Here is a 22694-nt window from a genome sequence, read left to right as displayed (position 1 = left end):
TGTAAATTTTCTGTTTGCACAAACTGATTTTACAACAAAAGACGACTTCCGGCTACTGCCGGTTGTCGTCTTTTGTTTTTTATTGGGCTCGCTTAACGCGACAGCCCCTTTTCTTCTTGCAAGGGATGTGATTATATCTTTGTCTGGCCACTTTTTAATCACTGTTAGCATCAATGATTCACTAATGTTTTCTCTAGCTCTTTATAAAAAATTTCACTCTTAACATATGATTCTAACAACATACATGATTCTTTCGATACAGTAACTTTCCCACTTACCAAAGAATCTACACTTTGAGCTAGAGTAATATCCCCTTGTTGCATTAGCTCTTTATAAATTTGCTCTAATCCTTTTGTATTCCCACTTTGTAACTCATTAACACTGTTAATGATAAATTTTTCACATTGTGGAAAAAATAAGTATGTATTTAGATACGCCATGAGATGATCTTCTTTTTTACTCTGCCATCCACTAAATATTGACGTTAAGGTATTTGCAATACTGACCACATGTTCCATATCTTCTTCTCCCCCTAATATTCTTTACTTTATTTTATGTAAAAGTCATCTTACTATGACTTCAATGTTTAGTTTTTATTCTGACTTACTTTATAGTATTTCGGCAAATATGTTTTTTCTCATTTAATAAATCAATTTAGTAAATTTATTGACTTTTAAGCTTTATCATTTTATTCGTCATTAATTTATGATATGTATTAAGCAAAATGTCTAGTTCCCTACTGACAGCAATAATTTTAGGATCTGTAAGTTTTTCATTTTTATTTTGAGCCAATTTATTTAATTTTTCTCTTAATTCTTCAACCTTGTTCAAAATTTCTTCTATCTCAGGCATATAAACACCATCCTTTATAATAGTGTTGACGATAAAGAAATTTTTTATTCAAAGAGACTCATGTCATGCTATTACGATGTTTCTTATGGTGTTTGCTTGAACGTCCTTAGAGCAATTATTGTAGAATATGTCCATGTACTAAATGTACATACGGTGTATTAAAGATTCTTCCACTAAAGAAGTTCTCAAAATATCCCCATCTATGATGATTTAATATTGTCTGTCAGCTTTTTACTAGCTCTCGCTGGTTACTTTTTATCATACTCAGCATTAATTCGCAGCCGTTCCTCCACTGGCAACAAATTCCAGATATCCCATGCATGACGATAAAACTCACGGAGTACCCTTTCCTTTTCTGCTGTCGTCATGTAAGGAGGAGCAACAACATGAACGATTGTATTTTCCAGATAATATGTAGCATCGTATTTTTCTTCCATAGAATTTTCACCTCAATTATATATATATGAAGATGATCCCTAAGGACGACCCTATAAACAGTCATTATTATCATATTTTCAATTTTTGATTATATAAATGCATTAAAAAGACACAGCAATGATTCCATATCAATGGTTAGGCTGTGTCTTTGTTAAACTCCAAAAATTTAATTGTAGAATCTTACAATGATACTCAATCTGTTGAAAACGTTAGAACTCCTGATAAACTAGACTCATTGGGACAAAATAACTAATTTCACTGGTAAGTTTGATGCACCTGGGGGGCTGAAAGTAAATGATAATGACTCACTACTATCATAAGTGCCTAAGAATGAGAACTCTTTCCATTTATTATCCTCAAAATGAATCTTTCCCCGGGGTGTTGCTAAAGGACTCCAATTTACCTCTGGATGGTGTATCCCTATGGCACCAGCATAATACCCGCCTAGCGGTACAAGATAATAGGAAATTCTCCGAGTATTTCTTCCAGGAGGTTTAATATCATAAACTACACCATAATTTCCATAATTGACGACCTTTGTTCCATCTATAGCGTCAATCCCTCGCAAATAAGGATCGATCACATTATCGGCCAGCGTTATCCCCACAGCTCTATATAGAACTGGATTATAAGGATCCACTGAGTAAAGCTTTCGATTTGCTCCTTCAAATGTACCACGCAAATGCCACTGGTCTGCAGGCAGTAATTGAGCTGTTTTAGAAAATGTAACACTCTCTTCAAATAAAGGCAGCATCATGACTTTAACATTGATTTGGCGGTCAACAGTAAAGTCATAAATACCGTGAATCAACATATTAGGCAAAACTGCTGTAGCGCTTATTTCTGCTGCTAAAGGTATCACACCGCCTGGCGGAATATCAATTTGATATTCCGCTGCTCCTCCAGCAAAATATGACATCTGTGTTTCTTTTCCTACTGCAAGCCAGGCATAGCCTGGGCCGCCCAAACTAGACTTGCTTACATTAACATGAGCAGCCTCTTTACCTTTGTTCTCTAAAACTACTTCCATTTTCTTAGCCGTCTTTGATGCGTTTACATGATAAAAAAAAAGACGAACACTTCCTTCTACTTTATCCTGATACAAAACTCCATCACTTTCTACCATTTCAGGACTATCTGATAGTAGAAGAGTACCACCTAGGGAGCTACTCTTCATCTCCCACTCTGGAAGCCTTTCTATATTATCCATCCTAATTTCTCCATAAGCCACAGGTATGGATTCCTGTCCCATGATTACGATCATAATTGTAATCCAAAGTAACCTTATTGCTTGTTTCATCTTATGCCTCCGAATCTGTAATATATAATTCCACTATTCCACTGTATATAAAAAGATTGTTTTATAAATAAATCCCCCCTAGCAACGTTTCCTAGGGGAGAATAAAATTTCACTACTACCCTAATGTCAGATTTTCCTAGATATAAGTATATTTCGATTCTAGGCCACTGTCAAATGTCATATGTTTATAAGATCGATTAATAGCCATATGGCAACAAAGAAGGTGCTAACTTGAGTAATCTGCATAATAAAGACCTAGAGCCTTCTTGCTTCTATCTTCGTAAATCGAGAGAAGATCAAGAGGCAGAAGCAAGAGGCGATGGAGAAACACTTGCCAAGCACAAAAAAGCATTGTTTAAAATAGCTAAAGAACACGGTATAACCATCACCAAAATCTTTGAAGAAGTTGTCTCTGGAGAAAGTATCATTCACAGACCTGAAATGTTAAATCTACTAAAGGAAATTGAATTAGGAAAATGGAAATCTGTTTTTTGCATGGACATCGATCGTCTGGGCCGTGGCAAAATGCAGGATCAAGGCCTAATTATAGAAACCTTTAAACAAGCGCAGACTAAGATTGTAACACCACGCAAAATATATGATTTAAACAATGAATGGGATGAAGAATACACAGAATTTGAATCCTTTATGGCCCGCAAAGAGTTGAAGATTATTACCAGACGTTTACAAGGCGGTCGAATTCGCTCACTCGAAGAAGGCAATTATCTTGGAGCGGTTCCACCATATGGATACCTCATTGAGAAAAAAGATCGCAAGAGATACTTGATTAAACATCCAGAACAAAGTGAACCTACAGCATTAATATGGAAATCATATCAACTTGACATGGGAGCAAACAAGATCGCTAATGAACTAAATCAAATGGGATATCTGTCTTATTCAGGTAAAAAATGGTCTGCGTCATCAATTCTAGCTATTTTAAAAAATCCAGCCTACGCCGGTGTAAATGCCTGGAAAAAAGTAGCATCTAAGAAATCGACAACGCGTACTGGCAGAGAAACCAAGCGTCGCCCCAGGGAAGAACAAATCTGGATATATGATTGTCATGAACCATATATAACCCTTGAAGAATTCGAGCAGGTACAAGATATGCTATCCCAAAAATATCATCCACCCTATCAGTTGCTGAATGGAGTTACGAACCCGCTTGCTGGATTAATTAAATGTGATATATGTGGCGGTTCTATGATTTATCGACCTTATCAGCATCAGCAGTTTCCACATTTAATGTGTTACAACAGGCATTGTATGAATAAAAGCTGCCGCTTTGAATATGTTGAGAGAAAACTGCTTGAAGGTTTACAGCTATGGCTTAATAGCTATCGTACTCAATGGGATCTTTTTATACCAAAAGAGCAGTGTAATACTGTTAATAGTAGAGAAAAAGTCCATCATAATTTCAAAAAAGAACTAAAAGAATTAGAGCAGCAAAAAGATAACTTACATGATCTTTTAGAAAAAGGAATCTATGATGCTGCTACATACCTGGAAAGATTAACTAAGCTCTCGGAAAGAATTGCGACTGCACAAAAAAAAATAGACAAAACAGCATTAGAATTGTCTAAGGAAATACAAAAGGAAAAAAGCAGAAAAGATATTATTCCTAAAATCGAAAAAGTTTTAAAAACCTATGAGAAATCCAATGACCCTACAGAAAAGAATAAATTCTTAAAATCAATTTTAGAACATGCCACATATAGAAAAGAAAAATGGCAAAAAGGAGACACATTTACATTGGTCTTACGTCCCCGTTTACCGCAATGATTACCGGATCGTTACCTCATACCGATAAATATAAAATGTCAATTCATTTCCTTCCTTATCTACGCCGATAGGATCATATAAACTAACTTCAGCACGAGTCCGCCGGGTGCTTCTTAGATGCATTAATATTTCATTTTCAATACACCGTGCTGCATAGGTTGCTAAACGAATTTTTTTAGCAACATCAAACGTATTAATTGCTTTTATTAGACCTATTGTACCAATGGAAATTAAATCATCAGTATCCTCTCCAGTATTGTCAAATTTTTTAACAATATGAGCTACTAATCTTAGGTTCCGTTCGATTAATACATTCTTAGCATTTTCGTCACCGTTCTTCAACCGCTCCAGCTGTATCTGCTCTTCCTTTTCTGAAAGAGGCAAGGGAAATGTGTTATTGGTTACATAAGAAACTAGCACAGAAAGACTTTTTACAATAGAAACCGCCAGTGCCATAAAAAAAGACATCAAATTTTTCACCCCCGCAAATCACTTGCTTCATTGTATGGTATAATCGTCATTCTTGTGCCTGTTAATTTTTGTATATCCATTTCAGACCGCTTATTAATTTTATTTTCTGTAAGACTTGCACCTTACGATTATATAGCATATAATCGCACAAGGAGAGTGATATAATGGAACCATATATTGGAGATCTTCAGCTGCTACTAGCGACCGTTCTTATAATCATCTATATGTTATGGGATAGACTCTTCCCCGAATAACAGCATTCAATGATTGCATTTTCTTATTGATTCTGTATGGAATGTACTGCATTCCCCAGCACTTTGCCAATGCATTTACTTAATTTCATAACGATAGACAAAGGGGTGCTTTGCAAGTCTAAATATCCTAGATATCCACTGGCATTGACTACTCCAATAATAGAAATCGTACCGATGCATGGCAATTTATTACCAACAGCAATACCAGCCTCTAAGCTGCCTTCCCATATTTCAATATTCCCAATTTCATCATTTTTTCCTAAACAAGCATCAACTGCAATAATAATCGGCTGATGATGCTGTTCCTTTATATTTTGAATCACGTTTACTAAATTACCGGCATGAACAGGCATCTCCAAACTTCCGTATACGGTGCATATTGTATGTTCTACTAAATAAGATCCTACTAAAGGACCAAGAGCATCACCAATATATCGATCTGAACCAATGCAAAGGATAATAATCTTTCTATGTTCTAGTTCCTCCTGCTGTTTTAATAGATTTACCATATAATGATACATTTTAGGATAAACAATACTATCATTTACATTCACAATTAATTTTTCAGCGATTTTTTTTTCCATATTTACGATCTCCTCTTCTAATCTATCAATAAATATCTATGCTTACTTCCCATAAAGAAGACTTGATTAAGATGGAGTTTTAACTCCACCTTAATCTTAGCCGCACTTATCCGCCAGACTGAACCGCTCTAAGATAACAACTTTGATAGCCTATACTCGCATACAATAAAACCTCTTTGCTCCAATTTGGCAAAGAGGTTTTATTTATATGAAAAAATTCTTTATTTCTATAATTACATTTATCATCATACATTATATTGCATAATGCAAGATGGAGGTAATGGAATGTATGTCATGATCGCTTTGCTTTTAATTGGTATAACCTTGCTATTAGGTGGTATTTTCTTCATGCGTTTTGGACTTCAAAAATTATTATGGACTAAACTGCAAGCCTTCTTAGGGCAACTAACTAGTACACCTTTACGCGGTTTATTGGTTGGCACCTTAGCGGCAGCTTTCATGCAAAGCAGTACTGCCGTATCTCTATTGACTATAGGCTTAGTTCATGCTCAATATTTATCATTTTATCAAGGTTTGGGAATTATCTTAGGTGCTAATATTGGCACATGCTCAACGGTACAATTAATGACAATTGCAATACCAGAAAAACTCATCATTCCTTTATTTCTGTTTTTTTTGCTGTTCACAATTCTTTGCCGGAAGTTTCGATATTTTGGTATGGCAATCTCAGGCTTATTAAGTATGTTTATTGGTATGAGCATCTTATCAGAAGCCTTAAGCAATATCTCAGAATTTACAACTGTCATTGACTATTTACTAGCATCCCAAGAAAATTCACTTTATGGCATTGTCGGCGGTATTATTATTACTCTTTTATTTCAATCCAGCAGCGCGGCTACTGGAGTGCTAATGGTCTTAGCCAGTGATGGTATCATCGACTTAACAACAGCCACCTATGTAGTCTATGGTAATAATATTGGCTCCTGCTTATCATCCTTTATCGTTGGAGTTACCGCCTCTTTAGCTGCTAAACGCTTAGCTGTAGCACACATTCTTCTTAATATATTGGGAGTTATTATTTTTTTCCCTTTAACTAGCGTGCTCACAAAAATAGCCACTAGTCTTACAGCAGATTTTGCTGGACAAGTGGCTATCGTACATACACTCTTTAATATTATTTCTTCATTGGCAGTGCTTCCCATTATACACCAATATGCTAATTTAGTAATGCTACTCATCCCCAAAAGAAGATGATATTTGCTCTTTTCGCCTTTCATTGAAAGCAATACATTGCCTAATGATTGTCATAATAATATACAATAATATAGCTGTCATGACAATTGTACCGCCTGGAGCAATATCCAAATAGAATGATGACGTTAACCCAATAAATACAGATAACATCGAAAAAATTACTGCCCATCCCATCGTCGCCTTAAATCCCACTCGTAATAAATGAGCTGTTGCCACAGGTACAATCATCAAGGCGCTAACGAGCAAAATTCCAACTATCGTCATACCAACAACTACAACCAACGCTGTTAATATGCTAAACAGCATATTAATCATCCCGGTGTTAATGCCTGCCACATTTGCAATATCTTCATCTAAGGACATTAACATTAGCTTGTCAAATAAAAAATACACAATAAGTAAGACTAAAGTACCAGCACCAGCTATTGTTATTACATCCGTTAATGATACGGTAATAATACTGCCAAATAAAAAACTTAATAATCCTGTGCTTGGCATTCGTGTCATAGTACTGAAAATAATAGCCATTGCTGCTCCAGCATAAAAGAATATTGCTAACCCCATATCAGCAAACGCAATATGCCTTCTACGAACTAATTCAATTCCTACTGCACCAGCTATCGTTAAAATCAAAGCTCCCACTACTGGATACAGCCCTACCATATATCCACCTGTTACACCGGCAAAAGCAATATGCCCTAATCCGTCTCCAATCAAAGATTGACGGCGCACCACCACAAAACTGCCAATTAGTGGACATACAATACCTGTAATTAAACCTGCCAGCAATGCTCTTTGAATAAAGTCATATTGAAAAAATTCCATATTTTCGCCTCACTGCCCTGTATAGTACCACAGATGTCGTGATTGGGCATGCGTATCATCAAACTCCTTGCTGCTACCAAAAAAACAAAGTTTGCGATTAATACATGCTACCTTATTTGCCCATGATACAGCTTTTTCAATATCATGGGATACCATAACAATTGTAATACCAAGATTTTTATTTAATGTTCCTAATAATTCATAGATTCTGGCACTAGCCTCATAATCAATTCCGCTAGTAGGCTCATCTAAGAGCAATAATTGTGGATTGGCAGCTAACGCCATCGCTACCATTACTCTTTGCTGCTGCCCTCCTGAAAGCTCACCAATCCGCCGATCGCGCAGATTTTCTACACCTACTAATTCCATCATGTGATTTGTAATATGGTTAGCAGCCTGATGATTTTTCTTCGCAGCAGCAGCTCCCAAAGTTAGACCTAAAGCAACAACTTCTTTTACAGTTGCAGGAAATCCTTGCACATTTTTCCCATAGTTCTGGGGAACATAACCAATTAACCCATGTCCCTTTGCTGTAAATATATCTTTCCCACCAATCTGAACTTGTCCTCTTGTTGGCTTTATAAGCCCGGCTATAATCTTGAGCATCGTACTTTTTCCTGCTCCATTAGGACCAACAACAGCAACAAAATCACCTTGTGAAATCGTTAGAGATATATTATCGATCGCAACATTGGTATTATAGGAAAAATGAATATCAAACAATTTCACTTCACACATTATCGATTCTCCTCACAGAGTTTTACAATTCGAACATAAACCTAATAGCTCTACATTATGACGAATAAGTTCATATCCGCTCTTTCTAAGCAATTTTATAAATTCTTCATCAATTGGACAATAATCAATACAAACGGCCTTACCACATTTTACACAAACTACATGATGATGATGATTTGCATGGGCCAATTCATAACGTGTTCGTTCTTTCCCCATTCCAGTTATTGGTATCAGCACCCCATTCTCTGTCAACATATTAATATTTCGATAAATCGTATCTAAGCCTATATCGTTATATTCTTGACGTACCAAATTCCAAATTTCATCTGCAGTTAATAAACCTGCAGTCTGCACTATTTTTTCCATAATGATACGCCGCTGGGGTGTTATGCGATAACCTTTTTCCTTTAATTTCTTCATTACATCATATATCATTTATATCTTTCCCTTTTTTACAAATAATAAGATTCTTATTAGAACGGCAAAAAAATAAGGTTACTATGTAATTGAAAAACCAAAAGCCGGATACCTATTTGTTCTGCCTTGGCTAATGACACTATAACCTATTCATACCAATTTTATATACGATAAAAATGAAAGTTCAGGATTACCACCTAAGTGCTCTGGCAAAACCTAGCCTTCTTGTACTTTAATTTTCTAATTTAAATAATAAATAAAAGTAAGGAGGCATCTTGCCTCCTATAAACCACATTATAAGACTCGGCGCGCTCCTAAGTAACGTGCTCCCCAATAACCGCTGTCCAATCGATCAATCACGACACCACGGCTAGAAGTAGCACTAATAAACTTTCCATTTCCCACATAAATACCAGAATGAGACGCACCGGCTTCATATGTAGTAAAGAACACTGTATCTCCCGGTTGCAAACGGCTGTACGATACAGACTGTCCAACTCCATACTGTTCATCAGCAGCTCTTGGCAGATAAACTCCAGCTTGCGCAAATACATATCGAGTAAAGCCCGAACAATCAAAACCATTTGGTGATGTGCCACCAAATACATATGGTACGCCTTGATAACTCAATGCTGCCTGTACGACTCTTCGTATGATAGCACTGGAACTATCACGGCTTACTGGCATTTCTCTGCCCATAAGAGCACGATATGTCTGCATGCCAATTACTCCATCAGCATCCAAGCCCCTGTCTTTTTGAAAATCTTTTACTGCATTTGCTGTCATTTCGCCAAAATCGCCATCAGAACTACCAGCATTGTAACCAAGAGCATTCAGTTGTGCTTGAATGTTAGCGATATCGTCTCCTTGGTCACCTTGATGATAGGCTGCAGCAGCGCAGGTTACAGTCCCTGCACTTACTAAAACTAGTAAGAACACTACCACTCGAAAAAACTTAGTCAATATGCATACCCCTCTCACTAGCCTCCGAGGTTAGCTGACGGGTTAGGGTTGAGATCCCCCTACTTTCAGGCAAATGGTAAAGCCGCCCTACAAGTTTCACCCCAAAACTGTGGTTCCCCCGGTCCTGTGCCTTGATTAGGCATTTATAAAAACTGCACTTTTATATCATTCGCTTTATTTTTGAAAAATCCTGCCCTCATATCTCATTTTTTTACATATTCTATACTATGTTTTATGTAATTCATCGGTTACAATTTTATTTCTTATTATTACATATTAAATACAAAGAAATAGCAAAAGCTCTTTTATTCCTGCTTACGCCGTTTATATTCTGCCCGTACCAGGTATAAAGGACGTTGTTTTACTTCTTCAAAAATACGACCTACATATTCACCAATAATACCTAATCCAAGTAATTGCAAGCCACCTAATAGTAAAATACTTGCTGTAATCGTTGCCCAGCCTGGTACTGCTTCTAGCGTAAATAGTTTAATATAGATGACATGCATTGTAACACTAAAACTAATCAAGGCAAAAAGCAGTCCTATGTAAAAGGCGAAACGAAGTGGCAACTTAGAATACGATGTGATGCCATCTAAAGCAAAATGCAGCATCCTACCTAGAGAAAATTTCGATGCCCCTGCATAACGTTTTGGAGCAACAAATTCTACTAAAACTTGTTTATAGCCAATGGCTCCAATCATACCGCGAATAAAGCGTGCTCTTTCTTTAAAACGGCGAAAACTTTGAACTACTGCTTTATCTAGTAAACGAAAGTCAGAACCACCTTCTTGTATATGTACCTTCGATAATTTATTAATTATTTTATAGTACAAGGCAGAGGTAATGGATTTAAACCAGGGTACACCTTCCGTACTAATTCGTATGGTTTGTACTACTTCAAATCCCTCTTCCCATCTGGTTAGTAAGAGAGGCAACATTTCCGGTGGATGCTGCATATCCCCATCCATGGTAATCACCCCATCCCCTTCCGCATAATCAAGTCCACAAGTTAAGGCCAATTGGTGTCCAAAATTACGCGCCATAATCAAACCGCGTACTCTAGTGTCTTGCTGAGCTAATCTTTCTAATATGAAAGGAGTCGCATCTTTTGATCCATCATCTACAAAAATCAATTCAAAGGAATATGGCAGCGGCTCCATATATTTGCAAACCTCTTGGTAAAAAACCTGAATATTCTCCTCTTCATTAAACACAGGTACAACAATTGAGATTAACTTCATCTTCTCGCCTCGATTCTTAGCTGCCCACCTTTATGATTCCGATACATGACTCTCTTGCTTAAGATCTTGTCTTAACACTACTGCTTCTCTTAAATAAATATGCTTGATTTCCTTTTGAGGTAAATCTGTATTTAGCAATATAAGTACCCGAATGCACTGGGGAATACCATTTGGGCTATCAATTTCTTGTGTTCCAAATAATGGTACTTCTGTCCACCCTATATTTCTAGCAGCAATAGCTGGAAAAGTAGCATTAATGTCCGGAGTCGAACTAAAAATTACAGCACCTATATCCTCCACTTCGAATTCATTAGCTTGTACTATCGCAGTTAAAAGCTCTATTACTCTTTCAATAATTTCAGTGGATTCATTTTTAACTACTGTTGTAGCACCTCGGATACCACGCAACAAATTTATCATCCTCTCTGTTATTACATTTTTAGATATAAATAATTCTATATAAACTGCTTTATATCCTCTATACATTATACAAAGGTTAGGATTTATTACAATAGCATGAGCCACAATGGCTGCATTTCCACCAGCCACATACAGGACATACTAAATTCGTCTCATTTAGTTCGATATACATTCCTTCATGGTGATCTTTCCAGCAAAACACACTGCCTTGATCCCTATATAGTACAACCTCATGAGCATCAACCCAAGTCTTTTCATTCCCTATAGTGAATAATAGCTCATTATGACCAGCTTCCTGATTTATCCGATATTCTTCGATCTTAATCTTTTCTTTTTTATGATCCTGCGTATATACCACATATAAATTTTTAATATTCATACTCCCTCACCCCTCCATAATTAATATGAAGTTTAAGAAAGATGTATACCATGGTAAAAATAAAACCTGGATTATACCAGGTTTTATCCAATGACTATGATCATTTTTGATAAAAGGTTTTACAGTTTGTTTGCTCACTTTGATTAGCAGCTTTGCCCCCACCATCCACATTTACCTCAATTGCAGAGGCATCACAGTGTTCACCATTCTTCCAATATTTACAATTTGAAACCGTACATTTTACACCAGCTAACATGAGTTCACCTCCTTTTTTTTCAATCTTAGTATACAAAAAAGCATTATACTTTATCCATTAAGTAAAAAATATAAATGAAAGAAACAGGGAATGAAAAGCCTTCATGAGCTTCTCATTCCCTATCATTCAATCCAATAATCCAATTTGTAATTTTTTTAAACTTCTATGTACATCTTCCATTTGCGAAGAAGCGATCTGAGGAAATCTTCCAATTTCAATCGTCTCCAGGATAGGATTCTTCGTCTGATCGTAATGTACCCCATACCAGATCCCCGAAATACCACTCTCTATCCACTCAGCTGCTTCAGCACTATCTAACAACTCAATCTTAATATGACCTATCCCAAGAAAATCACGGATTTCTTGTCGCTCCTCTGAAGCAAGAGACATTTTATTAATGAAGATACTCCATGTTTCACCAGTATCAATAAAACGCTGCAACGCACCATAAATTTCAAACAATATCGCTCTCGCTTTTGGCGATTGATTTATTTCCTTACTCATCAAATTTCACAACCTCTACTTGCCATTCATGAAGCACTAGCAATATCTGCTCTATTATTACATCTACTTTTTCAGCTACAATAGGCGTCATTTCTAATCCAATATCGACTGTCAATGGCTGGACTCCCAATATCCTAATTTCTTGTACAGGTTTTTCCATTACATCCAATATCGCTAAGACATCTTGAATACCAAGCTCATGCATAGATACTTTTTCTTTGAAATATGCTTTAACCTCATTGTTTTGAAAATGATACAGAGATCCCGGCGGCAAACTTCCAGCTACCGCATCTACCAAAATCAACTTATCTGTCTCAATTAAAAACCTTAGCAACTCCATGCCAAGTGTGCCGCCATCTAAGATCTGAACGTTTTGAGGAAAGGAGTATTGTTTTAAAAGTTGTTCTACAACTCTAACACCAAACCCCTCATCCTGCATTAATATATTGCCAACCCCTAAAACCGTGATCTGTTTCATTCTTTAAGGTCTCCCACGTCATCAGGTTCTTTATCATAGAATTTAACACCCGAGAACATAGCCGATATTTCACCATATTTTTCACTCATATCAGCTCTTGTTGCCATATACACATGAATAATTACAAATAAAATGATCATCCATGCTACGTAATGATGAATTATATGAACAATATATTCATCCACAAGCAAATGATTAAGAGGTCCAAATAATTTGGATAACCAGCTATTAGGATTAATCTGACCATACATAGCAAAACCAGTAAAAGCTTCCAAAAATATCATACCATACACTCCGCCGTATCCTGCACGTGCCATTGAATTTCTTAGATAAGGACGATGCTCAGAGCGCAAAAAGCTGTAATGTAACCCCATATCTACCATACCTGTCCAGAATAATTTTGTCCAAGGCTTAGGCAACATACGGTCTCCTCTGTGAAGGATAAAACCATAAATTCGAAATATAAACGATGCCAGCAGTATATAAGCTGCAGCAAAATGAATAAAACGAATGGTTGACATTGACGCCCAGTTACTAACCGCAAAAGTTGGCTCCACCCCTTGGCTGCCAATGTAAAAAGGATTCCCAATGTATAAGCCCGTGCAGAATAAAACCGCAATAGCACCTACCATTAACCAATGAAAGATTCGCGTCCAAATGGTAAAAACGTAATAAACTGCTACAGTACGAACTTTCACTATACTCCCTCCTTACCTACCAATTCCTAAAGTCTCAAATACGGATCACTATGTACAACCGTTAGTTCGCGCCCAGAAGCATCATATAAATGAGTAGCACAGGCCAGACAAGGATCAAATGAATGAATAACTTTTAAGATTTCTAATGGTTTATCTGCAATTTTCACCTTAGTATCCATCATACTTGTCTCATAGGCTCCATAACCAGATTTGCTATCTCTTGGACAAGCATTCCACGTAGATGGCACAACGGCTTGATAATTATCAATTTTTCCATCTTTAATAATCACCCAATGGCTCAATGCACCACGAGGTGCTTCTACAAGCCCTACGCCTCTAGCTTCTTTCGGCCAAGTACTAGGCTCCCATTTATCAGCATTCGCAACAGAAGTATCACCAGCTTTAATATTGTTTATTAATTTATCAAGATAATATTTACTAATATATCCCATTACTTGTGATTCCAATCCTCTTGCTGCTGTACGTCCAACCGTGGATAACAACCATTTCTCTGGTGGTAGATTTAACATGTTAGATACTGCATCGACTTGATCAACCATCATTTTCTCCACCCAAGTAGGCTCTGTAATAATTCCTTGTTTCACCTTTGTATAGACAATAATATAACGAGACAGAGGTCCAACCTCAGCCATTTTCCCTCTCCATTTAGGCGTCTTAATCCAAGAATATTTACCATTCTCATCAAGATACTTCCAATCTGTTTTACTCCCTTCTTTAGGTCCGGTAAATTTGGGATTGGTCACACCGCTCCATGGATGTAAATCCTTATCTTTATCTTTTTCAGGGTAAGCATACCAAGAATGTTCAACCCCTTCTGTTAATACCTCGGGATCGGAAAGATCTTTGGCTTCAAAAGGATAAAATATAGCTTTATCTACACCTTGAGCAAAATTTTCTACCACTCCATCAGAACGCAGCAGTAAATTTTTATGAAAATCGCCATTAGAAGTTCCTGAATATTTTTCATCAGGAAAATCACCAAAACCAATTACTCTTTCTTTTGCCAAGCCACCACCATCAACATAACCCTGTTTAACATAGATCTCACCAATAGCAAGTACATCGGGTATGTAGAAATAATTATTCAAAGCAATGGTCATATTAATAGATGCATCAACCACTGCTAAACGTTCCGTATTAATCGGCGCATTCATATCATTCATAGAAATAGAACAAGGCATACCCCCAACTACATAGTGAGGATGAGGATTTTTACCACCAAAAACAACATGAGAAGTAACGATATCCCTTTGTCTATCAAGCATATTTAAGTAATGAGAAACTGCCATCAAATGAACTTCTGGTGGTAAAACATCATAATCGGGATGATCCCACCACTGTGCAGAAAAAATACCTAATTGACCACTATCCACAATTTTTTTAATTTTATCCTGAATACTTCGAAAATACACAGTCGTAGCCTTAGGAAATTCTTTAGGATATGCTTCTGTATCAAATTCAATAGGACCTTTCACATTTAGATTATATTTCTCTAATACTGTATTTTGCAGCGCCGCTGTCGCAGCTGGATCTGCTTTTAAAGCTGCTACAGGACTCACCCAGTCTAATGCATGCAAATGATAAAAATGTACAATATGGTCATGCACCATTTGCGTCGCTTCAATAATATTTCGAATATAGTTGGCATTTTTAGGAATTTCGATACCCAAAGCATCTTCTACGGCCCGCAAGCAGCTTAAAGAATGGATGGTGGTGCATACACCACAAATTCGTTGAGCAAAAGCCCATGCATCTCTAGGATCTCGATCTTTAAGAATTAATTCAATCCCGCGCCATGCAGTGCCACTAGATAATGCTTCTTGCACCTTACCCGTAACTTCATCGACAACTACTTCTAACCGCAAATGACCCTCTATTCGATTTACTGGATCAACAACAACACGTTTCACAAGGCATCCTCCTCACATACATATACTTTATTCATTATCTTTTTCTGTTTCATGGGTTTCTTTATGATGCCTTTTATGTTGAATCGTAGAAAGTGCACCATGAATAATCACTCCAGCCGTAAGTGCTCCTGCTGCTACGATTCCAACTTGGTCAGCATTCACAATTGCATTGGGAACAGGAATATTGGGCATACGATTATAAAAAGGATCATTATCCCAAAAATTATTAGCAGAACAGCCTATACAAGGTGCACCTGATTGGATAGGATAAGAAAGCCCATTCCACCAACGCAGATTTCCGCATGAATTGTAAGTTTCTGGTCCACGGCACCCTACTTTATACAAGCACCAGCCAGCTTTACTTGCCGCATCATCAAACTTTTCCACAAACATACCTGAATCAAAAAAAGGACGACGATAGCAAGTGTCATGAATTCGATTGCCAAAAAACTGTTTAGGCCTCCCTTTACTATCAAGAGGTGGAATTTGTCCATATAACGTATAATGCATAATTACACCCGTAATCACTTCTGGAATCGGCGGGCATCCCGGTACTTTAATAATGGTTTTTCCACTAACAACATCACTAACAGATACGGATTTGGTAGGATTTGGTTTTGCTGCCTGAATCCCTCCCCAAGCCGCACATGAACCAACTTCAATAATTGCAGCAGCTCCTTTAGCTACCTCTTTAAGATTATGTACAAATGTTTTACCCCCAACCATACAATGGATGCCATCGTCATTTAAAGGCACTGCACCTTCCACTGCTAACAAATACTTACCATTATATTTCTTCATGACCTCTTGCAAATGATGCTCTAACGGCTCACCTGCAGCAGCGGCCAAAACATCCATGTACTCCATAGAAATCATATTTAAAAGAACATCTGATGCAAATGGACTTTGGGAACGAATGAAGGCTTCATCACAGCCCGTACACTCATGTCCATGCAACCAAATAACGGGTACTAGCGGCTGCTTCTCTGCGGCAGACACCACGTCCGAAATCAGACTTGGCGATAACCCTAAAATCCCAGTTATCGTGACACAAGTTTTTAAGAAGTTTCGCCGACTTACATTTCTTTTTTGAAATAAGTCCCATAAAGATTCCACATCTTTCACAATTATCCCCCTCTCATTTTACAAGAAGACTTGGCGCCTATGCGCCAAGTCTTAATAAACGCAGATAAAAGTTTTATTTCTTCTCTTCTCTAACTCCACGATTACACCATGGCTCTTCCGCCATATAGTCGCCATCATAGTAATAATATGCTCGAGCCCTACAGCCACCGCATATACCATCATAACCACAGGTTCCACAGCCACCTTTTAGCGGCTCATGCCTCAATCGATTAAACATCTCGCTATCACGCCATATTGCATCAAAATCGGTTTCTTTTACGTTACCAATTTTGATCGGTAAATAAGGACAAGCTTGTACATCGCCATTTGGCAAGATTACACAATAAGCCGTACCTGCCAAACAACCTCTGGTAAAGCGCATTGGAATATTACGCTCCTTTGCAATACGCATAAACTGAGGAGCGCAGGTAGGTTTAAGTTCAATCGGTACCTCTTTTTGCTTTTCCAAAATCCGTGTTAATACAGCTTCATATTGCTCTGTTTTTAATGTTGTATCTTCAATATCTTTTCCTCTGCCAGTAGGAACTAAGAAGAAAATATGGTGAGCCATCGCCCCTATTTCAACAGCTAAATCTGTAATATCAGTAACTTCTTTTTCATTCCAAGTTGTGATAGTTGTATGAATCTGGAAAGGAAGTCCAACTTCACGACAAGCTTTCATCGCCGCAATGGTTTTATCCCAAGCTCCTTCGGATTGACGAAACTTATCATGGACATTTTTATCGCGGCTATCAAGACTGATGCCAGCTGCGCCAAGTCCAGCTTCTTTTAGTTTTATAGCTACATCCTTAGTAATTAAAATTCCATTTGTACCAAGTACTGGTCTTAAGCCAATACTTTTAGCATAAGAAATTAATTCATAAATATCAGGACGCATCAACGGCTCGCCACCACTTAAAATAATAATTTTAAAGCCAGCACGTTTCATTTCATCTAATAATTTTTTGCCTGCTTCTGTACTTAGTTCATCAGGACTTTTCTTTCCTGCATCACGATAGCAGTGCAGACAGCTAATATTACAGACCTGGGTAGTATTCCATGAGATAATCATATATAACTCCTTTCAGGATAACGAATTTATAATACAGTATACTTTTCCAATAAAAAACATACACACTTAGTAGCAATAAGAATTAGGCATACTATAAATAGGATGATCCTATTCCTCTTCATATTATCGCAAATTAATAAGATTTAGACAATATAAATTTCTACAATATACGATAGGATTGCAAAAAAAAGAGACTTCGCCATTTGAAGCCTCTTAAAAGTTTTAGATCACTTTATCAATAGCATCCATTAAATCTTTACGTGGCCGATATCCCACAATGCGATTGACTTCTACACCATCTTTAAAGAGAAGCAAAGTAGGAATTCCCATAACATTGTATTCACTGGCCAGTTGCTGCTGTTCATCCACATTGACCTTTACAACAACAGCTTTGCCTTCATACTCTGACCCAACAGCTTCAAGTTCAGGAGCAACCATTTTACATGGTCCGCACCAAGAAGCCCAGAAATCTACAAGTACAGGTTTACCTGATTGAGATAGTTTTTCTTTAAAATCACTTTCACTTGTAATATTTAGAACACTCATTATGTAACCTCCAATATATTTTATTTTATTATTTCACCATTATTGAATTTTCATTACTATCTTACTTATATAATAGAAAATATCGAATTAAAAGTCAATACTCATCAGATATTTCTTATTACGTCGATTCAATTTTTATTTAATAATTATTCTTGTATTCCCTCAAATAAAAAACCTTCTCTATATTGAAAATAGAAAAGGCTTTGTTTCCATAAAGTTGTGAGTAATCAATAAGCCGAGTTCTGTACCGCTTACACGGTGATGATCATCTATCTAGTCTGGCAGTTACCTGACAGCTCTAGCGACGCAACCCGGAAGGTTCAGCGGGCAGCTTCATCCCTTCCCTATTTGGTCTTGCTCCAGGTGGGGTTTACCTAGCCAGCCAGTCACCTGACTGCTGGTGCGCTCTTACCGCACCGTTCCATCCTTACCAGCATAGCTGGCGGTTTACATTTCTATGGCACTTTCCCTAAGGTCACCCTCGCTGGACGTTATCCAGCACCCTGCCCTATGGAGCTCGGACTTTCCTCGTATGCTTTATGGGCATCCGCGATCATCTTTCCTACTCACAACACTATATTTTTGTCATTCAATTAACAAGAAATTTATTATATCACATATTATTAATTTAGTCAAATAATCTATGATATATTTATACCATCTTTAATAGATCTGAAAGATGTCTTGATTGATGTCGTCAACCTTAATATCCACAGACCATTTTGCATCATCAGCACATTTGCTAAGATATTCTGCTACATAAGACAGTATAGGTTGCTCTGTGGCAAAATGACCAGCATCAATAATTGCAATTCCAAGGGCAGCAGCATCTTGTCCCTCGTGATATTTTACGTCTCCTGTCACTAAGACATTTGCTCCAGCAAATGCAGCCTTATGCAATAAGCTAGCGCCTGCGCCGCCACATACCGCTACTTTTTTTATCAACTTATTTTGATCTCCCACTACACTTACAGCAGATACTCCCAGCACATATTTTACCTGATCAACAAACTCTGCAAGCACGATAGGATTCACAAGCTTTCCAACACGCCCAAGTCCTAATTTTTCTCCAGAATTCATCAACTGATATACATCATAAGCAACCTCTTCATAAGGATGCACTTTTAGCATTGCTTTAACAACTGACTTGTAAATTTTCTCTGGCATAATCGTTTCCAAGCGACTTTCCTGTACATGCTCTAGCTTGCCAGCATGTCCGATAAATGGTTTAGAACCATCTAAAGGCAAAAATGTGCCGATGCCATTAACAGCAAAACTACAATGACTATAATTACCAATATGTCCTGCTCCAGCCGTCATTATCGCATCTCCAACAATTTCTCGATGAGTTTCTGGAACAAATACTACTAATTTACAAAATTTTTCACTAAAATTATCCGCAAGGGGCCGCACATCACACAACTGAAAAGCATTTGCTAATACATCATTAACACCTCCTGAGGCGATATCAAGATTCGTATGAGCAGCATATACTCCAATATCTGCTTTTATTAAAGCAGATAAAATTTGCCCCTGGGGTAAATCTGTCCTTATGGCAGAGATGCTCTTAAATATAACAGGATGATGAGCAATGATTAAATCGATATCGTCTTTTACAGCTTGTTCCACTACTGCTTTTGTTACATCTAAAGTAATTAGTATCTTATGAATTGTTTGGGCTGAACTGCCAACTAGCAGCCCCACATTATCCCAATCCTCTGCCAAGCTCCTAGGCGCCAGTTTATCCATTGCCTCTATAATTACCTTACACTTTACAGACATCGCCGCTTATCCTCCAATTGTTTTAATCGCGTGACATATTCCTGGTATTTAAGGCTTTTTTGGGCATTACTACTACATTCCATTTCTCTTACTACACGCTTAGTCTGAGAAATCAATTGATCAATATGCAATAGTAATAGCGGGGACTTTTCATCCCATAGCTTTTGCCCAATTTCGTACATGACAGGCTCATAACGAGGAGAATCTCCTCGCTCTGCCACAATGATTTCATAGAGTCTTCCCTCTTCTTGGACTAACCGTTCCTCTAGCACATACCAATGGTTTTCACATAACCAACGCCGCACAGCTGCCGCTCCCACCATAGGCTGTAATATTAGACGTTTGAGAGAGCTAACGATTTCACAATGGTTCGTTAATATCTCTATAATTGTTTGTCCACCCATACCAGCAATAACAACCGTATCTACTTCCAATGGCGAAAGAACTGCTAATCCGTTGCCTAAACGTACAGATATTTTCCCTTCCAGTGATAAACCTTCCACATGCTCTTTAGCCGCCTTATAGGGACCGCTATGAACATCACCTGCTACGGCCGAAATAATAACTTCTTTTTCGACTAATTCAATAGGCAAATATGCATGATCCGTACCAATATCAGCTAAACGAGCCCCTCGAGGCACACATGCCGCCAATGCGGCCAATCTTCCCACAAGCCTCAAATTGCAATCACCTCATTTTTCTTATTATACTAGAATTTTAATTTAACAATCAAATCAATAATAATTCAACATCATCTTCTCTATAGTAAAAAAATGCAAAGCATTATGCTTTGCATTTTATTCTTAAATGGTGGGCGATGACAGGATCGAACTGCCGACATCCTGCTTGTAAGGCAGGCGCTCTCCCAGCTGAGCTAATCGCCCGTTATGGTGACCCGTGGGGGAATCGAACCCCCGTTATCGCCGTGAAAGGGCGGTGTCTTGACCGCTTGACCAACGGGCCAAAATTGTTTACTATAAAATGGTGGGCCCACCTGGGATCGAACCAGGGACCAGCCGGTTATGAGCCGGCTGCTCTACCGCTGAGCTATAGGCCCTAGAGATATTAAAACAGGTTTTCCATAGAAAGCCTGTTTGTAATCTGTATAAGATGGCTCCTCGAGTAGGACTCGAACCTACGACCGATCGGTTAACAGCCGATTGCTCTACCAACTGAGCTATCGAGGAATGTCGTCAACATTAACTATTATAATACAATACCAATGTTACGTCAACAACTTTTTTTATGAAATGAAATTAAACTTATTATTATTCTAAGAAATCTTTTAATTTCTTACTACGGCTAGGGTGACGTAACTTTCTAAGAGCTTTTGCCTCAATCTGGCGAATACGTTCACGGGTAACACCAAAATGCTGCCCTACTTCTTCTAGTGTGCGCGCTCGCCCATCATCAAGACCAAACCGTAATCTAAGAACTTTTTCCTCTCGCGGAGTAAGAGTTTCTAACACTTCTTCTAATTGTTCCTTTAAGAGCATAAAGGAAGCAGCCTCGGCAGGAGCTGGCGCATCCTGATCTTCAATAAAGTCGCCTAAATGAGAATCTTCTTCCTCGCCAATCGGTGTTTCTAAAGATACTGGCTCTTGAGCAATTTTCATAATTTCTCTTACACGCTCAACACTGATATCCATCTCTTTTGCAATTTCTTCTGGCTGAGGCTCACGTCCTAGTTCTTGTAATAATTGCCTAGATACGCGAATCAATTTATTAATCGTCTCCACCATGTGCACTGGAATACGAATCGTTCGAGCTTGGTCAGCAATTGCCCTTGTGATTGCTTGGCGAATCCACCAAGTAGCATAGGTACTAAATTTATAGCCTTTATTATAATCGAATTTCTCAACGGCTTTTATTAAGCCCAAATTACCTTCTTGAATTAAGTCCAAGAATAGCATTCCACGCCCAACGTAGCGTTTTGCAATACTTACAACCAAGCGCAGGTTAGCCTCTGCTAATCTCCTTTTTGCTTCCTCGTCGCCTTCTTCCATACGCTGCGCTAATTTAATTTCTTCATCAGCTGTCAGTAAAGGTACTCGACCAATCTCTTTAAGATACATGCGAACCGGATCATCAATACTAATACCTTCTGGAATTGTTAAATCAATATCTACTTCTTCTGGAGTTACTTCTTCTACTTCTGCTACATCAGGCTCATCATGTCTTTCAGTATCATCAGGAAGCTCATCAACTATCTCAATCCCCTTACTAGAAAAGACTTCATATATCTCTTCAATTTCATCAGGAGATAAATCTTCACTTTGGAGAGTATCCATGATTTCACTATAAGTTAACACGCCACCCTGTTTTTTCCCTTTGTTCACCAATTTAGTTACAAATTCATTTGATATCATCTTTTTCTCTGTCATTTTACTCCCCTCCTCCATTGGCCACTCCAATCA

At 37.8% G+C, this 22694-nt stretch carries 26 protein-coding genes, 4 tRNA genes, 1 other RNA gene and 1 riboswitch; of the genes, 2 read left to right on the top strand and 29 right to left on the bottom strand.

Annotated elements, in window-relative coordinates; genetic code table 11:
* Positions 1–170: 170 nt before the first annotated feature.
* From FR7_RS10055 to FR7_RS10040, 4 genes are all read right to left on the bottom strand, one after another.
* A complete protein-coding gene (locus FR7_RS10055; RefSeq protein ID WP_007936623.1) occupies positions 171–518 on the bottom strand; it encodes a hypothetical protein in 348 nt (115 codons plus the stop codon).
* Positions 519–663: 145 nt separating this feature from the next.
* Positions 664–852 carry an aspartyl-phosphate phosphatase Spo0E family protein gene (locus FR7_RS10050; RefSeq protein ID WP_007936621.1) on the bottom strand — a complete coding sequence of 63 codons (189 nt, stop codon included), beginning with the start codon at positions 850–852 and terminating at the stop codon, positions 664–666.
* 248 nt (positions 853–1100) lie between these two features.
* Positions 1101–1289, bottom strand: coding sequence for a hypothetical protein (locus tag FR7_RS10045; RefSeq protein WP_007936620.1), 189 nt, complete (start codon positions 1287–1289; stop codon positions 1101–1103).
* A 233-nt stretch (positions 1290–1522) separates the two neighbouring features.
* Positions 1523–2590 (bottom strand): hypothetical protein, encoded by a 1068-nt coding sequence (locus FR7_RS10040; RefSeq protein ID WP_007936619.1) that lies wholly within the window; start codon positions 2588–2590, stop codon positions 1523–1525.
* A 231-nt stretch (positions 2591–2821) separates the two neighbouring features.
* Here FR7_RS10040 and FR7_RS10035 point away from each other — a divergent pair, with 231 nt between their 5' ends.
* Complete coding sequence (locus tag FR7_RS10035) at positions 2822–4375, top strand: recombinase family protein (protein WP_007936618.1); 1554 nt, start codon at positions 2822–2824, stop codon at positions 4373–4375.
* Here FR7_RS10035 and FR7_RS10030 read toward each other — a convergent pair whose 3' ends face one another.
* Positions 4376–4843 carry a sigma-70 family RNA polymerase sigma factor gene (locus tag FR7_RS10030; protein ID WP_007936617.1) on the bottom strand — a complete coding sequence of 156 codons (468 nt, stop codon included), beginning with the start codon at positions 4841–4843 and terminating at the stop codon, positions 4376–4378.
* A 280-nt stretch (positions 4844–5123) separates the two neighbouring features.
* A complete protein-coding gene (yyaC, locus tag FR7_RS10025) occupies positions 5124–5684 on the bottom strand; it encodes a spore protease YyaC (RefSeq protein WP_007936616.1) in 561 nt (186 codons plus the stop codon).
* A 285-nt stretch (positions 5685–5969) separates the two neighbouring features.
* On the opposite strand from yyaC, the gene FR7_RS10020 reads away from it, so the two are divergent.
* Positions 5970–6899: a Na/Pi cotransporter family protein gene (locus tag FR7_RS10020; RefSeq protein ID WP_007936615.1), complete on the top strand. Its 930-nt coding sequence runs from the start codon at positions 5970–5972 to the stop codon at positions 6897–6899.
* On the opposite strand, the gene FR7_RS10015 is transcribed toward FR7_RS10020, so the two are convergent.
* The 23 genes from FR7_RS10015 to rpoD form a co-directional block, all read right to left on the bottom strand.
* The gene (locus tag FR7_RS10015) at positions 6876–7724 is read right to left on the bottom strand and encodes a metal ABC transporter permease (RefSeq protein WP_007936614.1); all 849 of its coding nucleotides are present in this window, start codon (positions 7722–7724) and stop codon (positions 6876–6878) included. The two genes, FR7_RS10020 and FR7_RS10015, sit on opposite strands and share 24 nt — an antisense overlap.
* 9 nt (positions 7725–7733) lie before the next feature.
* Positions 7734–8462, bottom strand: coding sequence for a metal ABC transporter ATP-binding protein (locus FR7_RS10010; RefSeq protein WP_007936613.1), 729 nt, complete (start codon positions 8460–8462; stop codon positions 7734–7736).
* A 12-nt stretch (positions 8463–8474) separates the two neighbouring features.
* Complete coding sequence (locus tag FR7_RS10005) at positions 8475–8882, bottom strand: Fur family transcriptional regulator (protein ID WP_237715584.1); 408 nt, start codon at positions 8880–8882, stop codon at positions 8475–8477.
* Between the two features lie 291 nt (positions 8883–9173).
* On the bottom strand, positions 9174–9842 hold the full coding sequence (locus FR7_RS10000) for a C40 family peptidase (RefSeq protein WP_007936611.1): 669 nt from the start codon (positions 9840–9842) through the stop codon (positions 9174–9176).
* Between the two features lie 4 nt (positions 9843–9846).
* Positions 9847–9994: riboswitch (cyclic di-AMP (ydaO/yuaA leader) on the bottom strand.
* Between the two features lie 153 nt (positions 9995–10147).
* On the bottom strand, positions 10148–11086 hold the full coding sequence (locus FR7_RS09995; protein ID WP_007936610.1) for a glycosyltransferase family 2 protein: 939 nt from the start codon (positions 11084–11086) through the stop codon (positions 10148–10150).
* Positions 11087–11116: 30 nt separating this feature from the next.
* A complete protein-coding gene (gene aroH / locus FR7_RS09990) occupies positions 11117–11635 on the bottom strand; it encodes a chorismate mutase (protein WP_007936609.1) in 519 nt (172 codons plus the stop codon).
* Positions 11583–11885 (bottom strand): hypothetical protein, encoded by a 303-nt coding sequence (locus FR7_RS09985; RefSeq protein WP_007936608.1) that lies wholly within the window; start codon positions 11883–11885, stop codon positions 11583–11585. The genes aroH and FR7_RS09985 overlap by 53 nt, the downstream gene beginning before the upstream one ends.
* A 100-nt stretch (positions 11886–11985) precedes the next feature.
* A complete protein-coding gene (locus tag FR7_RS23195) occupies positions 11986–12141 on the bottom strand; it encodes a DUF1540 domain-containing protein (RefSeq protein ID WP_007936607.1) in 156 nt (51 codons plus the stop codon).
* 126 nt (positions 12142–12267) lie between these two features.
* Positions 12268–12645 carry a hydrogenase expression/formation C-terminal domain-containing protein gene (locus tag FR7_RS09980; RefSeq protein ID WP_007936605.1) on the bottom strand — a complete coding sequence of 126 codons (378 nt, stop codon included), beginning with the start codon at positions 12643–12645 and terminating at the stop codon, positions 12268–12270.
* Positions 12638–13123: a HyaD/HybD family hydrogenase maturation endopeptidase gene (locus tag FR7_RS09975; protein WP_007936604.1), complete on the bottom strand. Its 486-nt coding sequence runs from the start codon at positions 13121–13123 to the stop codon at positions 12638–12640. Before FR7_RS09975 ends, FR7_RS09980 begins: the two co-directional genes overlap by 8 nt.
* Positions 13120–13821, bottom strand: coding sequence for a Ni/Fe-hydrogenase, b-type cytochrome subunit (gene cybH / locus FR7_RS09970; protein WP_007936602.1), 702 nt, complete (start codon positions 13819–13821; stop codon positions 13120–13122). Before cybH ends, FR7_RS09975 begins: the two co-directional genes overlap by 4 nt.
* A 26-nt stretch (positions 13822–13847) precedes the next feature.
* Positions 13848–15752 (bottom strand): nickel-dependent hydrogenase large subunit, encoded by a 1905-nt coding sequence (locus FR7_RS09965; protein ID WP_007936599.1) that lies wholly within the window; start codon positions 15750–15752, stop codon positions 13848–13850.
* Between the two features lie 27 nt (positions 15753–15779).
* A complete protein-coding gene (locus FR7_RS09960) occupies positions 15780–16877 on the bottom strand; it encodes a hydrogenase small subunit (protein WP_007936597.1) in 1098 nt (365 codons plus the stop codon).
* Positions 16878–16950: 73 nt separating this feature from the next.
* Entirely contained in the window at positions 16951–17949 is a 999-nt protein-coding gene (gene nirJ2, locus FR7_RS09955; protein ID WP_007936595.1) for a putative heme d1 biosynthesis radical SAM protein NirJ2, read from the bottom strand.
* A gap of 222 nt (positions 17950–18171) precedes the next feature.
* Positions 18172–18495 carry a thioredoxin gene (gene trxA / locus FR7_RS09950; RefSeq protein WP_007936594.1) on the bottom strand — a complete coding sequence of 108 codons (324 nt, stop codon included), beginning with the start codon at positions 18493–18495 and terminating at the stop codon, positions 18172–18174.
* Between the two features lie 216 nt (positions 18496–18711).
* Positions 18712–19064: RNase P RNA component class A (rnpB, locus tag FR7_RS09945), an RNA gene on the bottom strand.
* A gap of 94 nt (positions 19065–19158) precedes the next feature.
* Positions 19159–20277: a Nif3-like dinuclear metal center hexameric protein gene (locus tag FR7_RS09940; RefSeq protein WP_007936593.1), complete on the bottom strand. Its 1119-nt coding sequence runs from the start codon at positions 20275–20277 to the stop codon at positions 19159–19161.
* Positions 20268–20948, bottom strand: a complete 681-nt coding sequence (locus tag FR7_RS09935; RefSeq protein WP_237714887.1) for a tRNA (adenine(22)-N(1))-methyltransferase — start codon at positions 20946–20948, stop codon at positions 20268–20270. Before FR7_RS09935 ends, FR7_RS09940 begins: the two co-directional genes overlap by 10 nt.
* A 137-nt stretch (positions 20949–21085) precedes the next feature.
* Positions 21086–21161, bottom strand: a tRNA-Val gene (locus tag FR7_RS09930).
* 4 nt (positions 21162–21165) lie between these two features.
* Positions 21166–21240 (bottom strand) — tRNA-Glu (locus FR7_RS09925).
* 19 nt (positions 21241–21259) lie between these two features.
* A tRNA-Ile gene (locus FR7_RS09920) sits at positions 21260–21334 on the bottom strand.
* Between the two features lie 54 nt (positions 21335–21388).
* Positions 21389–21464: transfer RNA gene (locus tag FR7_RS09915), tRNA-Asn, on the bottom strand.
* 81 nt (positions 21465–21545) lie between these two features.
* On the bottom strand, positions 21546–22661 hold the full coding sequence (rpoD, locus tag FR7_RS09910) for an RNA polymerase sigma factor RpoD (protein WP_007936591.1): 1116 nt from the start codon (positions 22659–22661) through the stop codon (positions 21546–21548).
* Between the last annotated feature and the right edge of the window lie 33 nt (positions 22662–22694).

Origin of the sequence: Pelosinus fermentans DSM 17108 (assembly GCF_000271485.2) — a bacterium.
Classification (GTDB): Bacteria; Bacillota; Negativicutes; order DSM-13327; family DSM-13327; genus Pelosinus; species Pelosinus fermentans.
This window is presented reverse-complemented; position numbering and strand designations above follow the sequence as displayed.

What these genes read in the sequence shown, in the direction of transcription:
- FR7_RS09940 (WP_007936593.1), bottom strand. Translation starts at nt 20,277, where the DNA reads ATGTCTGTAAAGTGTAAGGTAATTATAGAGGCAATGGATAAACTGGCG.
- yyaC (WP_007936616.1), bottom strand. Translation starts at nt 5,684, where the DNA reads ATGGAAAAAAAAATCGCTGAAAAATTAATTGTGAATGTAAATGATAGT.
- nirJ2 (WP_007936595.1), bottom strand. Translation starts at nt 17,949, where the DNA reads ATGATTATCTCATGGAATACTACCCAGGTCTGTAATATTAGCTGTCTG.
- trxA (WP_007936594.1), bottom strand. Translation starts at nt 18,495, where the DNA reads ATGAGTGTTCTAAATATTACAAGTGAAAGTGATTTTAAAGAAAAACTA.
- FR7_RS10045 (WP_007936620.1), bottom strand. Translation starts at nt 1,289, where the DNA reads ATGGAAGAAAAATACGATGCTACATATTATCTGGAAAATACAATCGTT.
- FR7_RS10040 (WP_007936619.1), bottom strand. Translation starts at nt 2,590, where the DNA reads ATGAAACAAGCAATAAGGTTACTTTGGATTACAATTATGATCGTAATC.
- FR7_RS10055 (WP_007936623.1), bottom strand. Translation starts at nt 518, where the DNA reads ATGGAACATGTGGTCAGTATTGCAAATACCTTAACGTCAATATTTAGT.
- FR7_RS10005 (WP_237715584.1), bottom strand. Translation starts at nt 8,882, where the DNA reads ATGAAGAAATTAAAGGAAAAAGGTTATCGCATAACACCCCAGCGGCGT.
- FR7_RS09980 (WP_007936605.1), bottom strand. Translation starts at nt 12,645, where the DNA reads ATGAGTAAGGAAATAAATCAATCGCCAAAAGCGAGAGCGATATTGTTT.
- FR7_RS10020 (WP_007936615.1), top strand. Translation starts at nt 5,970, where the DNA reads ATGTATGTCATGATCGCTTTGCTTTTAATTGGTATAACCTTGCTATTA.
- FR7_RS09985 (WP_007936608.1), bottom strand. Translation starts at nt 11,885, where the DNA reads ATGAATATTAAAAATTTATATGTGGTATATACGCAGGATCATAAAAAA.
- FR7_RS10050 (WP_007936621.1), bottom strand. Translation starts at nt 852, where the DNA reads ATGCCTGAGATAGAAGAAATTTTGAACAAGGTTGAAGAATTAAGAGAA.
- FR7_RS10015 (WP_007936614.1), bottom strand. Translation starts at nt 7,724, where the DNA reads ATGGAATTTTTTCAATATGACTTTATTCAAAGAGCATTGCTGGCAGGT.
- FR7_RS09995 (WP_007936610.1), bottom strand. Translation starts at nt 11,086, where the DNA reads ATGAAGTTAATCTCAATTGTTGTACCTGTGTTTAATGAAGAGGAGAAT.
- FR7_RS09975 (WP_007936604.1), bottom strand. Translation starts at nt 13,123, where the DNA reads ATGAAACAGATCACGGTTTTAGGGGTTGGCAATATATTAATGCAGGAT.
- FR7_RS10030 (WP_007936617.1), bottom strand. Translation starts at nt 4,843, where the DNA reads ATGTCTTTTTTTATGGCACTGGCGGTTTCTATTGTAAAAAGTCTTTCT.
- FR7_RS10010 (WP_007936613.1), bottom strand. Translation starts at nt 8,462, where the DNA reads ATGTGTGAAGTGAAATTGTTTGATATTCATTTTTCCTATAATACCAAT.
- rpoD (WP_007936591.1), bottom strand. Translation starts at nt 22,661, where the DNA reads ATGACAGAGAAAAAGATGATATCAAATGAATTTGTAACTAAATTGGTG.
- FR7_RS23195 (WP_007936607.1), bottom strand. Translation starts at nt 12,141, where the DNA reads ATGTTAGCTGGTGTAAAATGTACGGTTTCAAATTGTAAATATTGGAAG.